Raw genomic sequence first — 14501 nt, 5'->3', positions numbered from 1 at the left:
GCCAACCTTGTGCCATGATTATTGACTGTTGGTGATCTTTTGCTGTTGCTCTAAATACTGTTGTTCTTGTTCTAGATAATAGTGCTGCAGTGTTGCCACTCGTTGCTGACCAAGTTCGGTCGCTAATGGACGCACAATATTCAACATTTGTTGCACGCCGTGATAGATCACTGTCTGAGTTATTTTTGCGCCCGCGACTTGAGTAGTTTGATAGCTAATCCACGATGAAGCGACCAACTTTAGCGTGTCTGCTAATACTTTAAGATCAACATCGGCCAATGCAAGCAGACCCGCATCACGAAAATTGATCATAATTTGACTAATATTAAGCTGAAGTTGATTTTGTACCGCCAAATATTTAGCCTGTAAAGTCGCGTCTCGACGTAAAATGTCAGGTAAATTGGCATAGAAAAATCGGTAACGCCACATCAACAGAAACACCGCATCAAGATAACGTAATAAGCTATCTTCAATGGTTTCATCGACATTCATCGGCTCAAAACTAACTTTTAAATCAATCGCATACTGATCAAAGATGCAATGAATGATTTGTTCTTTATTGCGAAAATGATAATACAGATTACCAGGGCTGATCCCTAAATCAGCAGCAATATGGTTGGTGGTGACATTGGGTTCACCATGTTCATTAAACAACGCCAATGCTGCATGAATAATTCGATCGCGGGTTTTCATTTTATTATCATCCTTCGCCCTTGCTGTAGATATAATGTTATCATAATTTAAGATTTATCATCTGAGTAAGGTAATAAAAGCCATGACTTTAGCTACCAATATAAATAATGCCCAATTGCTAAAAAATGAGTCATTACTCAGTATTAATACATTGGATGAATAGTTGATTTAATTACCATTTTACCTTCAGTTCAATAACGGTAGAATATACAAATAGCAGTGGTAATAACAACGTAATAAATACGTTGGCATCATATTCGCCCACACCATAACTTCGTGAGATAAACGTAATTGATATGACTAAAAACCATTACGACAAACAAGCTTATAACCCTCAGTTTGAGTGGTCTTTTATCCACCCTCGTTATTGGGGTACGTGGCTCGCGGTAATAATTGCTTCACTATTAAGCTTATTACCTCATGGCGCACGTCGTGCACTAGCAACTATTTTTGCCAAACAAGCCATCAAACTTAAAAGCGGTGCTAACCATCGTGCGCGCGTTAATCTCCAAATGTGCTTTCCTGAAAAATCAGAGGCTGAGCGCGAAGCGATTTTATTACAAAATTTAATCACTGCAGGCAGCTTTCTAACAGGGTTTGCATCGCTATCATTACGCAATAAAGCTTGGCTTGAGCAGCACACGGTTATTCGTGGTATGGAAAATCTTACCTGCCTTACTGAGCAGCAACAAAGCGTGATTTTATTAGTGCCGCATACGTGGGCTATTGATATTCCAGCCGTGTTACTTGCCTCGCGTGGATTACCCGTTTCAGCAATGGCAAAAAAACAAAAAAACCCAGTATCTGATTGGCTAATGCATCGTCAACGAGTGCAATATGGCGGCCGTGTTTATGAACGCAGCGGCGGTATTAAACCGTTTATTAAATCAGTACGTGAAGGCTATTTAGGTTATTACCTGCCTGATGAAGATTTAGGCCCAGAACACAGTGTATTTGTTGATTTCTTTGGTACCACTAAGGCGACGATGGCAGGCTTAGGTCGACTATCAAAGTTAAGTCGCGCCAAAATTGTGCCGTTATTTGCAATGTACAACAGTGAAACCGGCATGTATGAATTGGATTTTTATCCCGCTCTGCCCTTTCCTGCAGAAACAGAAGAGCAAGATGCGCGCATGATGAATCAATGTATTGAACAATATGTTAATCAGCGCCCAGAGCAATATATGTGGATTTTACGTTTGTTGAAGACACGTCCGAATAATGATGAGAAACCTTATGCTAAAAGCTAACTTAGCACTACTATTTATTATCCTTCCTTTTACATGGATGATCAGTGGTCAATTTTTATTTTCAAATGGTGATAAGATACTTGTTATTATCACGGTTATTGCTCTTATAACAACATTATTTAAGTATGGTTTCACGCCATTTAAAAAGAATATAATAAATAACCAATATATATATTTACTAATTATTTTATCATGTATATCTGTTATTTATAACTATTTCCACAAATCAGATATTATTAATATTCGCTCTGTATTGTGTGTCATACTTTATTTTATTTTTATTCCATTAAATATAATTTCCACTCGTGTAATAACATACAGCACTCTTATTGGTAGTATCGGTGCAATCAGCTTTGCATTTTGGCAAAAAAATATTTTACATTTAGACCGAGCTGTATGGCAATTAAATGCTATACCATATGCGGCGTGCTGTCTGATATTAATGACCGCAGCTATAATACTATGCATTATATATAAAGATAAAAAAGAAATACTGACTATATCTATACTATCTGCAGTAATTTCTTTTTATGCTATTATTTTAACTGAAACCCGCGGGGTTTTAATTGCTGTTTTCTCAATTTTTTTATGTCTATTTGTATATGTTTTTACTACAAAAATATCGGTTAAAATTAAAATAACTTTTATTACTATTTTAATTACCATAGGTGCACTTGGTATCTATACCACCCAAAACCGCCTTATTCATGATACAGTTCAAGGATTTTCACAATATAAACAAGGTGACGACCTATCAAATACAGCATCCAGGTTAGCAATGTGGAAAGCCGCTTTATTACTTATTCCTCAGCAACCAATATCTGGTTTTGGCGATAATTTTGAGCCTGCGATTGAAAATCTTTATCACGAAAATAAAATTAGCTCACAACTTTATAATTTACATCTACTGCACTTTCATAATCAGTTTATTGATACCACTGTAAAGCACGGAATAATCGGCCTTGTGTTATTACTATTATTTGTATTCTTCCCTTTTTATATTTTAAAGAAAACAGAGTACTCAAAAGAAAATAAATTTGCCATCTTTCTATTAACTTTTGGTATTATTATTAGTGGATTAACTGATGTGCCACTTGAACACAAACAAGTATTTACATTATATATTGTATTTATTTATCTATTCTTAAAAAAAACACACTCAGTAAAATAACAAATAATAAAGGCACCAATTATAGCTATGGTGCCTTTCTCTTAATTAAAACTAGAAAATAATTGTATATATTGTTTGGCAATTTTTGTCGATTCAAAATTAATATATACCTTTTCAAAATCTAATGTTACGTCACCTAATAATAACTCATCAATTTTATTAGCAATATTTTTAGGTTCCGCTTCTTTAACTAAATAATGTTTCAGTTGACCAGTCATAATTTCTGCAGGACCAGAATAACAGTCAACACTTACGATTGGTGTCTGACAAATTAAAGCTTCCACTAATACATTACCAAATCCTTCTGTTTCTGATGTCAGTATTAATGCCTTAGATTTTTTTATTATAGCGAATGGGTTATTATAAAATGGTAATATAAAAACTTTATTATTAATGCCTAATTTATTAATCAACTTTAATAAAGAATCTTTATACTCATTACAACCATCACCTACAATTAATAGCTTTACTTCTTTATTAATTAAAGCATAGGCATTAATTAATAGTTCTAACCTTTTTTCTGTTGCTAGTCGACCAACATAGCAAATATAATCATTTTTTAAAAAAAACTCATCTAGTGGTTTTTCTGATAATCTCTTTATTTCATCAATCGCAAATGGATTATAAATAGTTGTAATACTAAGGTAAGAGTGTGTAATTGATGAAATAAAATCAGCCATACCTTTAGAAACACAAATAACATGCTTTTTATTAATCTTCTTTAATAGCTTTAGCCGATATTTTAACTTCCTAAAATAGTTTTTATTTTCGTAGCTTATTTTATCACAGCTATGTTGTTGAATTATCAAACGCGGATCATCAATTACAGAAACTATATTTATAGTGTCACCATGCCCACATAAAATAACATCAAACTTATGTTTACAATCTTCTTCATACAACCATTTTGAAAATATTGGAGCATATTTTATTATTTTCTTATACTTGATTTCTTTAGGAATATTCAGTACATGAACTTGTATATCACTTCCTATATCTAGTTCTTTTTCTGCATCTAAACAAATAAAGTCACACTGGTGCCCTAGCGCAATAAACTCTTTAGCCAGTCGCAAAGCAACAACTTGCACGCCTTCAATTTTCAAATCTCGTAAAAAGAATCCAATTCTCATGCCAACGCCTTTAAAATAGTTGCGCGTGCCAACACTAAATCTTGCCAGTCAAATTCATGCACATGAACACTGTCATTTTCACTGAAAGGTTTACGATTAAGCAAACGCTGTGAGTACTTCCCTACAGGTTTCCATTCCTCATAATTTTGCATATTATAACGATAAATGCCAATCACTGGTTTATTGAGTGCCGATGCCATATGTACTACAGCTGTATCAGGAGTAAAGGTAAAGTCAGCAATATCAATAATGGCCAATGACACTTCAAAACTTGCCGGAAAATTAGGTGAAATAACCATCTTATCATTTACTATCGCAATTAAACGCTTAATAAATTTTTCTTCCCCTGGCGTTGGGATAATGACTAATAAATCATCAGGAAACTGCTGTCGCCATTGAAAAATCAATGCTTTTGCATGCTCCAAGGAAAAGCGACGATATTTACTTGAACCAAATAAATTAACCCCTACTATATGGCTAAATTTTTGTTGTACTTGATTAATAAATTGCTGTAATTCGAATCTCTGTTGACTAAATTCAGGAATAGGTAGTGGGCATTGCTCATCAATGGGTTGAGATATAAGTAGTTTGGCGGCTGCAATATATCGCTCTTTAAAATGGACATATTGTGGTGCAACTTCAACATCAAATAAATGATAGTGCTGTTTATTAAAACCAAGGTAATGCTTGGCCTTAAACTGAGAAGCAAGGCATAAATCTTTATGGCTACAATTTGTACCAAGATCAACAAACAGATCAAATTTACGCTTATTATCTGTAATTATCTGCTTTCTTTTAGCTTTTGTATAAATAATATAGTCATCAGCAGGAGCAGCTTTCTCTATCCATAGTTTTGTCGTCGTCCCCGTTAAGACTGTAATCTGAATATCGGGCCGATATTGACGCAGTAATTTAATAAAACTACCACACATAATAGCGTCACCTAACTTATTATCCCAGCGTAGGAGTAAAACTGATTTAATCTTCGATGGCTCAAAATCTATCTCTTGTAGGCGCTTATCGTATACTTTTCGATAAAGATTAAGTTTTAATGCTTTCACCTTATTACGGATTAAACGCCATCCCGCCTTTATTTTTTTCACCCAATCCATATAAAGCTTAACCACCATAAATATATAAATACAAAATATGAACAATTACATTTAAAACATTAGCTAAAGCATAATAGCTAGCGAGAAATTATATTAACAAATGCACACCGTACAGCAGAATATAGCCTTACGGCTGCTTTTTTTATTTTTATTACTGGTTTTTTTATTTTTTTCTTACGACAACCAATTGTTGATTTTTCATCTCCTCCTAAAAAAACCACACTTGGCTGTACACCGTAAATCGCTTGTTTATGCAAATACGTATAACGTATAAAAACATCTACTGGTAGCGTTATTTTATCACTAGCATTAATAAAAGCTTGAGCACACTTTGGTGTAATAATATAACCAGTAGCACATTGTGGTACTTTTAAGAATTTAACTAAAGTTACCTCACCTTTATTTTCTACGGTATAAAATAATTTCGTTCGCCATGGTTCCAGTCGAATAAAGTGACGTTTAGTCGTCCAATCTTTTATTTTTGAAATAACATATTGAAAATTAGCATCTAAAATAAAATCATCTTCAAGTACAATAATCGGTTGATTGTACTCAATTGCTTTCTCCCATGCTAGCATGTGACTTGCGTAGCAACCTAGTTCACCAACAAGAGCTTTACGACCTCGATGCAAAATGAATTTTTCTTCATCATAACGTTGTAATAAAGGATGTTCTCCTAAACAACCATCCACAGCATCTATAATTTCATAATCCAACCTTTGCTCATCCAATAATTGAATCGCACGTTGCCTTCTGTATGTTTTTGTCTTAAGACTAATTAAAAAAACTTTCATACTATCCTTGAAAAATTTTATTTATAAATACGATCATTAGAATGAGACTTGCTTTCTTTACACTATAAAAATTCAGACCAATATTTCATAATGTTTTCGTGTATTGTAACCTATAAAAATATCTACAAGCGCTTATTAACTTCTTCTTGCTAAATATTGAGATCTACAATGAAAATAATGGTATTCAGTTCATACATGGATGCATGGAACAGCGTTAGACCTGAAGCTGAAATGATCATTGCAATGGCACAACAAGGCCATCAAGTAACGGTTGTGACTCAAGGTAATGCTGATTATGTGGCCCGTTTTCACGAACAAGGCATTAAAGTCATTGATGGATACCCGACAAAAAAAATATGCTGCAACACCATTAAACTTCTTCGCAATGAGCTTAAACAGAACCAATACGATATCGTTTATGCGACCAATTCACGAACGATTCCAAATGCAGCCTTTGCTTGTATCGGTTTTCCTGCCACAAAACTCGTTACTTACCGAGGAACCGTTGGCGGTTTATATCGCCATGACCCTAGCGCATATTTAACTCATCTTCATCCTCGCGTGAATGGTATTTCATGCGTGGCAGATAAAGTACGAGAGGATGTCGCTAAACAGGTGTGGTCAAACCAACATAATGTTGTTGCGATTCACAAAGGCCATAATCTATCCTGGTACCAAACTCAAGCAGCCGATTTAAGTTCCTTAAATATTACTGCCGATGACTTCGTAATTATTTGTGTTGCTAACGCACGTCCAAGTAAAGGCGTGCATGTCCTATTAGAAGCCATGCAATATCTAGTAAAAGAGCCTAATATTCATTTATTACTGGCTGGGCGCGGAATTGATACCACTGTAAATCAACAATTAGCCCAACAAGCACCTTATCCAAATAATATTCACTTTCTTGGCTACCGCACTGATGTACCAGAGTTAATGGCAGCAGCTAATGTACAAATTCAGCCTTCTGTCAGTGGTGAAGGTCTACCAAAAACAGTTATCGAAGCGATGGCAATGGCAGTACCGTCGATTGTTACAACGACTGGAGGTAATGCTGAAATCGTAGAGGATGGTATCTCTGGATTTGTGGTTGAAACCAATAATGCTCACGCAATTGCCGATAAAATTAATTACCTGTACAGCCATAGTACAGAAGCTCAAAATATGGGCTTAAAAGCTCAACACTATATAACCACGACGCTTTCTGTTGAAAATACAGCACAGCAACATCTGGCATTTTTTGAACGCTTATTAAAACAATAAATTATGGTGAAAAATCCCATTATGATCCTGTCATGATTACTGGCAGGATCATTTATTATTAAGCACCACTTTTTTCTGTCGTTGTTGTAATCGACGTTTATTTTCAATACGTGCAGGAAAGACATATAAACAACGTTGTAAAAATAATTTACATTGCTCCCATATAGAATATTGAATCTCAAAGCTAGGATCACAATATTTTTTATAAAGTTGCTGCCATTCTTTAAATTGCCAGTGTGCCACTTTGCCTTTAGTTCTTGATACCCTCGCTTTTTCAGCAAATTTACGACATAAACCGACACCTACCTGCTGCGGATCTGCGATAACAAAATTATTAGCAAAGCAACGATCTGAAAAAATTTGCTTTTCTGGATTATTATCAAGTAGCCCATTTAAAGTAAAACGCGGATCAAATTGCTGCATTGCTCGAATAAATAACATCTGGGTACAATCGATTGAATAGTCTGGAAAACCTATATTATAAGGGCAGTCTTTGGTTGCAATAAAATCATCGATTAAGGGCATATTCCAACAAGCAATAACATCTTCTGTTCGACCAAAATAGAAAAAATCACTCATGTGAAAAACAACAGCCCCCCCTTTTGCGTAACGTCGAGTAAAGGTATTAATTACTACAACTTTTTCATGGAAAAAACGGTCTTGCTCACATCGTTTGGGGAAATCTTGCTGTAAATGGAGAAATGCATCAGAAATCAAATAATTATCACTACGTAACTTCATCGCATAAGGCGTTGTCACTCGCTCTAACCCACTCAAGGTTGAAACAATTTGACGATTATTATTAAACGTCTGTGGGGTTCCATCTACATTATAAGCGCGGACATTAGTTCCCGGATCGTCACATAATACTAATTGATCGTAATCTAAATCAGTAAGATCTTGATTGTGCCAAGTAGATAAAATTATCTTCGCTCCCGGTAAAAAATAGCGTACTGAGTCTAAGCACTTGCGTGTGATTCCAGACTCTTGCTCACGATCACTAAAAGTTTGAACCGGTCCTTGAACCACCACGGTAATATCTTTCGCACTTATCTTATGTCTATTCTTCATTGCCAATCCATTGCCTGATACTCTTCAATTAGCCACGCTTATCACTACTTATTAAATATCTAGAACAGTAGCGAATGATATTTTAACTGATAACAATTAGGTATCCTAGTTAACATTACTATCGTTAGTTATTATAATTAACTCTTATCTAAATGATAATAAAATAAAAATTTAAAATTATGCTTTTAGTCGCCCAGTTAACAATAAATAAAATAATACTTATAAAAAGGAACCTAGCACACCATGAAAAAGTTAGTTATTGATTTAGATGGCACATTAACAACAGCAAATACAGCTGATTATCGACTTGTTTCCCCTAATAAAGGCGTAATCAATAAGCTCATAGACTATAAACAACAGGGCTTTAGTATCACTATTTTTACTGCTCGAAATATGCGGACCTATGAAGGCAATATCGGAAAAATAAACATTCATACCCTACCAATTATTGTAGAATGGCTAGAGAAACATAGCGTACCTTATGATGAAATCATCGTTGGTAAGCCTTGGTGTGGCCATGACGGTTTCTATATTGACGATCGTGCGATTCGCCCATCTGAATTTGCCTCACTTTCAGCAAAAGAAATCAAAGACTTACTTGATAAGGAAAAAATAAAGTGTTCTTGATTATGTCAGCAGCCTATGTTGATCAGGATTTAAAATCTGAATTTGGCAATATACCCCCAAGTTTATTACCACTTGGAAACCGTCGCTTATTTCAACATCAAATCGCTGCGGCGCCCAAGGGAAAAGCACTTTATCTTAGTCTACCGGAGTCTTATGATTTACCAGACATCGATGCTAAATGGCTTCAGCAACACAAGGTTACTGTACTCTCGATTCCGGATAATATATCGCTAGGAGCTTCGCTAGTTATCGCATTAAATCTTATCGATAAGCCAATCGATGCAAATCTTGAAGTATTATTTGGCGATACTCTAATTTCGCCATTACCTACAATTGAAGACTCAATAACGGTCTCTCAAGTAGAAGATTGTTACAATTGGTCTGCTGTAACAAATAACAAACATCATTGGATTCAAAACATTAATAACGATCTTGACCATACTAAAAATAATGTTGTCAGTGGCTATTTTCACTTCAGCCAACCACGTCAACTTATTCGCTGTATAACCCAAAGCCATTGGGATTTTCTTGAAGGCTTAAATCGCTACAACCAACAGATAGGTTTAACTACTATTCGTACAACTAACTGGCTCGATTTTGGCCATGCAAACACTTATTATCGTTCTAAAGCGAAATTCACTACTCAACGTGCCTTTAACCAATTAAAAATATCACCTGAGTGGTGTGAAAAAAGCAGTATCAATGATTTGAAAATTCAGGCCGAAGCGAATTGGTTTGAGCATTTACCACCAATGATGCGTAATTATACGCCTCAATATATGGGTCATTATGAAGAACAAGGTGTTTTCAGCTATCGGCTTGAATATCTTCATCATACAGCTCTAAATGAACTATTCGTTTTTGCCAATTTACCTTCCGTTATATGGCGCCAAATCATCAATAGTAGTTTATCTTTTTTAACTACGTGTCAGCAGTATTTGCAGCCAATTGATCAACCAGCAGCATCACTGGCACAACTCTTTGGTGAAAAAACATCACAACGCCTCAATGATTTTTGTCAAGATCGTGATTTTTCTTTAACAACGACTTGGTGTTATAACAATCAATATCATATCTCACTACAACAATTAGTCACTGACAGCCAGCAATATCTCCCCAACCCTGCTGCGGTTGCGACTATCATGCATGGTGATTTTTGTTTTAGTAATATTTTATATGACTTTAGAACCAATCGTATAAAAACCATTGATCCTCGAGGAATGACACCTGACGGCACCATGACTTTATTTGGTGATATTCGTTATGATTTAGCCAAATTAAGCCATTCTATTCTCGGTTTATATGACTGGATTATTGCGGGCTATTATCATGTCGACATTAGTGATAATAGGATAACCTTTGATATTGCAGGTTTCGAACAACACCAAGAAAATCAACAAATTTTCATTGAGTTAGTGAATGATAAATTTAACCTCTCAGCGGTCAATTTGTATGCGATGCAAATTCAATTATTCCTATCAATGTTGCCTCTTCATGCCGATGACCCTCGTCGTCAAGATGCACTAATGGCAAATGCATTCCGCCTTCATCAACTTATGGTAGCACAGACATTATGATCGTTATCCCAATGGCCGGGTTAAGCTCACGCTTTTTCAACGCTGGTTATACTCAACCTAAATATATGTTAGAAGCTCACAATCAAAGCTTATTTGATCATGCGGTAAAAAGTTTTGAGGCTTTATTTGATACCGAGTTATTTATGTTTATTATTCGAGATGTTTATCACACTCGTCAATTTATTGAAGCTCGTATTACAGCTCTTGGTATCAAAAATTTCCATATTACAGTTCTGACTCAAGAAACCCGTGGTCAGGCAGAAACTGTAGCCCTTGGCCTTGCTGATATTAGCTATCAAGGTTCAATTACTATTTTTAATATCGATACCTTCCGCCCACATTTTAGCTATCCGGATTTGACACTATTAGGCGATGGTTACTTAGAAGTATTTGAGGGTACTGGTGATAATTGGTCATTTGCGAAACCTGCACAAGTAGGCTCGACACAAGTTATAGAAACCGCAGAAAAAAGACCGATATCAAATCTTTGCTGTACTGGACTGTATTATTTTGCAGATATTAATGATTTTCATTGTGCCTATAATAATTATATTTCTAAGCCAATAACTGAATGGGAAAAAGGCGAGCTTTATGTCGCTCCACTGTACAATATTCTAATCAGCGCAGGCAAAGAGATCCATTATCATCAAATAGATCGCCAGCAAGTAATTTTTTGTGGTGTGCCTCAAGAGTATCTTGATTTTTTAAATCAGTAATTAATCCACCCTCATTACTCGGTCAGAGAATCCTAACTCGGTAAATTATTTATGACTAAAATTTTAATCATCGGTCCATCTTGGATTGGCGACATGGTGATGTCGCAGTGCTTATATATTGAATTAAAAAAACAATACCCGGATTGTATCATTGACGTAATGGCGCCAGGTTGGTGTAAAACAGTATTGGCACGTATGCCCGAGATCAACAAAGCAATTGAAATGCCAATTGGTCATGGTGATTTTAACTTTTTTGCTCGCTACCAATTAGGTAAGGTATTACGTGATAACAACTATGATCACGCTTATATTCTACCCAATTCAGCCAAATCAGCGCTTATTCCTTTTTTCGCCAATATTCCAACTCGTACCGGCTGGAAAGGTGAAATGCGTTACGGGCTACTTAATGATTTACGTAACAATAAAAAATCATTTAATTTAATGATTGAACGTTATATTGCTTTGGCTCATCCAGCATCAGCGATGACAGGTTCTGGTTGCCTAACTGATATGCCTTTCCCTGCTCTGACTATTGATACTCAAAATCAACAGCAAGTACTTGAAAAGTTCAACGTTAACCAAAGCCGTACCTCAATTGCACTTTGCCCAGGAGCCGCTTACGGTTCAGCTAAATGCTGGCCAATTGATCATTATGCATCAGTGGCTAAAACGCTTATAGAGACTGGTTGTAATATTCTATTATTTGGCTCAGATAATGAAAAAACATTAACCGACCAAATTGAAAAATCTTTATCTAATAATGCCCAGCAGTATTGTCATAACTTGGCGGGTAAAACATCACTTACAGATGTTATCGATCTATTGGCATCATGCTCAACGGTTATCGGCAATGACTCTGGATTAATGCATGTTGCAGCAGCCGTACAATGCAATGTCGTTGCTCTTTATGGGCCAACCACACCAAATTACACGCCGCCACTCACCGATAAAAAAGCCATTTTACACACAGATATTGAATGTCGACCGTGCTTTAAACGTGAATGTCCTTTAGGACACAACAAGTGCATGACTGAAATTTCACCACAACAAGTCATCAATGCGATTAGTAATTTACAGACATTATGATTCGAACTTTATATACCTTATTGTTAACCCTGATCGCTCCCATATTATTATGGGGGCTTTACCGTACCAAACCAGGAAAACCGGCTTTTGGTTCGCGTTGGAAAGAGCATTTTGGTTTTACGCCAGCGTTACTCAAAGCAGAACAACCGATTTGGATTCATGCAGCGTCAGTCGGTGAAGCGATTGCGATCGTGCCGGTTATCAAAGCACTCAAGCAAGCCTACCCGAAGCAAGCCATTGTGGTAACCACTACCACCAGCACTGGTGCTGAGCAAATAGCAAAATTAGGTGATTTGGTTGAACATCGCTATATGCCAATTGATTTTGGGTGGTGTGTGCGTGGCTTTTTAAAAACGATAAAGCCAAGATTATTTCTTATCGTCGAAAAAGAATTATGGCTCAATACCTTAACTTGTGTTCACCACCAAAACATTCCAACCATCATTGTTAATGCCCGCTTATCGGAACGTTCAGCCAAGCGCTACCAGTCGTTTAGTTTTTTTACTCATCAATTGATCAATAAAATAGATAGAATTCTATGTTTACATGATGATGATGCTCGACGATTTATTGCCATTGGCGCTCAACAACATCAGGTAACAGTGACGGGCTCAATCAAATATGACATCAGTATTGCTGACACTGTTTTTGAGCAAGCACACCAACTGCGCCAACAACTCGGTATAGAGCGCCCTATTTTTGTCGCAGCGAGTACTCATCAAGGTGAAGACGAGCAAGTACTGGACGCCTATCAAGCCGTGCAACAACAATATTCCAATGCGATGGTAATTATTGTGCCGCGTCACCCACAACGGTTCGACAGTGTAGCTAAGCTTGCGCTAGATCGCGGCTTACAAGTCCATCGCCGCACAGGTGCCACACCAATCAATACGAATACTCAGTTATATCTTGCTGATACTATGGGAGAAATGTTAGTCATGCTGGCCGCTGCTGATGTGACTTTTATGGGAGGAAGTTTAATTGGCGAAAAAGTGGGGGGGCATAATTTATTAGAGCCAGCAGCGGTGGCAAAGCCTGCCATTACCGGCCCTAGTTATTATAATTTTGAGGATATCACCCAGCAATTATTAGCCGCTGGTGCGATTGAAATCTGTCATAATAGTCACCAATTAGCGCAACAATTAATAGCCTTATTTAATGACCCTCAACACCAACAACAGATGGGTGTACAGGGCCAAAGAATAGTGATTGAAAACCAAGGTGCGGTGAATAAAACTATCGCGAGTATTAGTAACTATTTAGCCGATGATTAACCTATCGTAATTCGAAGTTGACTTTTGTGTGCATAACCGTCACACAAGGCAATCCAATCATCTTCGCACCACTTAATCGCACGTTTATCGACTTCTTTGAGAAAAGAGCGCTTTAAACGTGCCAAATTGTCGACTTTCCAATCATCACCATCGCGACAATCACATTTATCAAAATCAATCAGCCATGGGCACTGACTATCGTCTAATAAAATATTATGGGCATTCAAGTCAGTGTGGCACACTTGTAAATCATGCATCTTACCAATCATTTCACCAATATCACGCCATACTGTTGCCGCGACCGTTTGGCTTTGTAGTAATGCCACTAAATCACGACTATTGGCAATCTTCTCTACCAAAATATCCGCTTTATATGTCAAACCTTTTTTGACTGCACGCGCGGCAACGGGACGTGGTACATTAACCCCACCATCACGTAATAACTTTAATAGCGCTAACTCAGCCCCACTGCGAGTGTTATGCCAATCAGTAAACCAATAGCTGTCATTGTTCACTTTAGCAAACAGCCCCCCACGGTGATAATGACGCAATGCCATTTCCAGTTTTTCATCGGCAACAAACCATGTTGTGCCACGCCCCTCGGCTGAACCAATAATTGCATCACGCTGACGCCAATACTCAATATCAAAGCAACCATGCGGATCTGCACTTAGATAATCGCTATCAAACCAAATGGCCTGGTTGTTACTGATAATTTCCTGCACTACAGCCTCTCTCGC

At 36.7% G+C, this 14501-nt stretch carries 14 protein-coding genes; 8 read left to right on the top strand and 6 right to left on the bottom strand.

The genetic code is table 11. The features are described 5' to 3' along the window. Positions 1-18 precede the first annotated feature (18 nt). Complete coding sequence (locus PAND9192_RS14625; RefSeq protein WP_087854374.1) at positions 19-693, bottom strand: TetR/AcrR family transcriptional regulator; 675 nt, start codon at positions 691-693, stop codon at positions 19-21. A 290-nt stretch (positions 694-983) separates the two neighbouring features. Here PAND9192_RS14625 and lpxM point away from each other — a divergent pair, with 290 nt between their 5' ends. Further along, positions 984-1943: a lauroyl-Kdo(2)-lipid IV(A) myristoyltransferase gene (gene lpxM, locus PAND9192_RS14620; protein ID WP_306341514.1), complete on the top strand. Its 960-nt coding sequence runs from the start codon at positions 984-986 to the stop codon at positions 1941-1943. Then, positions 1930-3114, top strand: a complete 1185-nt coding sequence (locus PAND9192_RS14615) for an O-antigen ligase family protein (protein ID WP_159458254.1) — start codon at positions 1930-1932, stop codon at positions 3112-3114. Before lpxM ends, PAND9192_RS14615 begins: the two co-directional genes overlap by 14 nt. A gap of 41 nt (positions 3115-3155) precedes the next feature. Here PAND9192_RS14615 and PAND9192_RS14610 read toward each other — a convergent pair whose 3' ends face one another. From PAND9192_RS14610 to PAND9192_RS14600, 3 genes are all read right to left on the bottom strand, one after another. Next, positions 3156-4244, bottom strand: coding sequence for a glycosyltransferase (locus tag PAND9192_RS14610; RefSeq protein WP_087854371.1), 1089 nt, complete (start codon positions 4242-4244; stop codon positions 3156-3158). Continuing rightward, positions 4241-5347, bottom strand: a complete 1107-nt coding sequence (locus PAND9192_RS14605) for a glycosyltransferase family 9 protein (RefSeq protein ID WP_159458253.1) — start codon at positions 5345-5347, stop codon at positions 4241-4243. The genes PAND9192_RS14610 and PAND9192_RS14605 overlap by 4 nt, the downstream gene beginning before the upstream one ends. A gap of 86 nt (positions 5348-5433) precedes the next feature. Continuing rightward, the gene (locus PAND9192_RS14600; RefSeq protein WP_087854369.1) at positions 5434-6150 is read right to left on the bottom strand and encodes a glycosyltransferase family 25 protein; all 717 of its coding nucleotides are present in this window, start codon (positions 6148-6150) and stop codon (positions 5434-5436) included. 168 nt (positions 6151-6318) lie between these two features. Between PAND9192_RS14600 and PAND9192_RS14595 the strand changes: the two genes are divergently transcribed. Beyond that, a complete protein-coding gene (locus tag PAND9192_RS14595) occupies positions 6319-7410 on the top strand; it encodes a glycosyltransferase family 4 protein (RefSeq protein ID WP_087854368.1) in 1092 nt (363 codons plus the stop codon). A 48-nt stretch (positions 7411-7458) separates the two neighbouring features. On the opposite strand, the gene PAND9192_RS14590 is transcribed toward PAND9192_RS14595, so the two are convergent. After that, a complete protein-coding gene (locus tag PAND9192_RS14590) occupies positions 7459-8481 on the bottom strand; it encodes a WavE lipopolysaccharide synthesis family protein (RefSeq protein WP_087854367.1) in 1023 nt (340 codons plus the stop codon). Between the two features lie 243 nt (positions 8482-8724). On the opposite strand from PAND9192_RS14590, the gene PAND9192_RS14585 reads away from it, so the two are divergent. Genes PAND9192_RS14585 through waaA form a run of 5 tightly spaced genes read left to right on the top strand, consistent with a single transcriptional unit; the run spans position 8725 to position 13761 of the window. Beyond that, positions 8725-9108 (top strand): HAD hydrolase family protein, encoded by a 384-nt coding sequence (locus PAND9192_RS14585; RefSeq protein ID WP_087854366.1) that lies wholly within the window; start codon positions 8725-8727, stop codon positions 9106-9108. Then, on the top strand, positions 9099-10685 hold the full coding sequence (locus tag PAND9192_RS14580) for a capsular biosynthesis protein (protein ID WP_087854365.1): 1587 nt from the start codon (positions 9099-9101) through the stop codon (positions 10683-10685). Before PAND9192_RS14585 ends, PAND9192_RS14580 begins: the two co-directional genes overlap by 10 nt. Continuing rightward, positions 10682-11401, top strand: a complete 720-nt coding sequence (locus PAND9192_RS14575; RefSeq protein WP_087854364.1) for a glycosyltransferase family 2 protein — start codon at positions 10682-10684, stop codon at positions 11399-11401. The genes PAND9192_RS14580 and PAND9192_RS14575 overlap by 4 nt, the downstream gene beginning before the upstream one ends. A 51-nt stretch (positions 11402-11452) precedes the next feature. After that, on the top strand, positions 11453-12487 hold the full coding sequence (gene waaF / locus PAND9192_RS14570; protein ID WP_087854363.1) for a lipopolysaccharide heptosyltransferase II: 1035 nt from the start codon (positions 11453-11455) through the stop codon (positions 12485-12487). Next, entirely contained in the window at positions 12481-13761 is a 1281-nt protein-coding gene (gene waaA / locus PAND9192_RS14565; RefSeq protein WP_087854362.1) for a lipid IV(A) 3-deoxy-D-manno-octulosonic acid transferase, read from the top strand. Before waaF ends, waaA begins: the two co-directional genes overlap by 7 nt. Here the strand turns inward: waaA and PAND9192_RS14560 are convergent. After that, positions 13758-14486: a 3-deoxy-D-manno-octulosonic acid kinase gene (locus PAND9192_RS14560; protein WP_087854440.1), complete on the bottom strand. Its 729-nt coding sequence runs from the start codon at positions 14484-14486 to the stop codon at positions 13758-13760. The genes waaA and PAND9192_RS14560 overlap by 4 nt on opposite strands. Positions 14487-14501 lie beyond the last annotated feature (15 nt).

It is taken from the genome of Photobacterium andalusiense, assembly GCF_900185625.1.
Classification (GTDB): Bacteria; Pseudomonadota; Gammaproteobacteria; order Enterobacterales; family Vibrionaceae; genus Photobacterium; species Photobacterium aquimaris.
This window is presented reverse-complemented; position numbering and strand designations above follow the sequence as displayed.

Coding starts and splice junctions, on each gene's coding strand:
- PAND9192_RS14595 (WP_087854368.1), top strand. CDS start 6,319: ATGAAAATAATGGTATTCAGTTCATACATGGATGCATGGAACAGCGTT.
- PAND9192_RS14600 (WP_087854369.1), bottom strand. CDS start 6,150: ATGAAAGTTTTTTTAATTAGTCTTAAGACAAAAACATACAGAAGGCAA.
- PAND9192_RS14610 (WP_087854371.1), bottom strand. CDS start 4,244: ATGAGAATTGGATTCTTTTTACGAGATTTGAAAATTGAAGGCGTGCAA.
- PAND9192_RS14575 (WP_087854364.1), top strand. CDS start 10,682: ATGATCGTTATCCCAATGGCCGGGTTAAGCTCACGCTTTTTCAACGCT.
- PAND9192_RS14585 (WP_087854366.1), top strand. CDS start 8,725: ATGAAAAAGTTAGTTATTGATTTAGATGGCACATTAACAACAGCAAAT.
- PAND9192_RS14590 (WP_087854367.1), bottom strand. CDS start 8,481: ATGAAGAATAGACATAAGATAAGTGCGAAAGATATTACCGTGGTGGTT.
- PAND9192_RS14625 (WP_087854374.1), bottom strand. CDS start 693: ATGAAAACCCGCGATCGAATTATTCATGCAGCATTGGCGTTGTTTAAT.
- waaF (WP_087854363.1), top strand. CDS start 11,453: ATGACTAAAATTTTAATCATCGGTCCATCTTGGATTGGCGACATGGTG.
- PAND9192_RS14615 (WP_159458254.1), top strand. CDS start 1,930: ATGCTAAAAGCTAACTTAGCACTACTATTTATTATCCTTCCTTTTACA.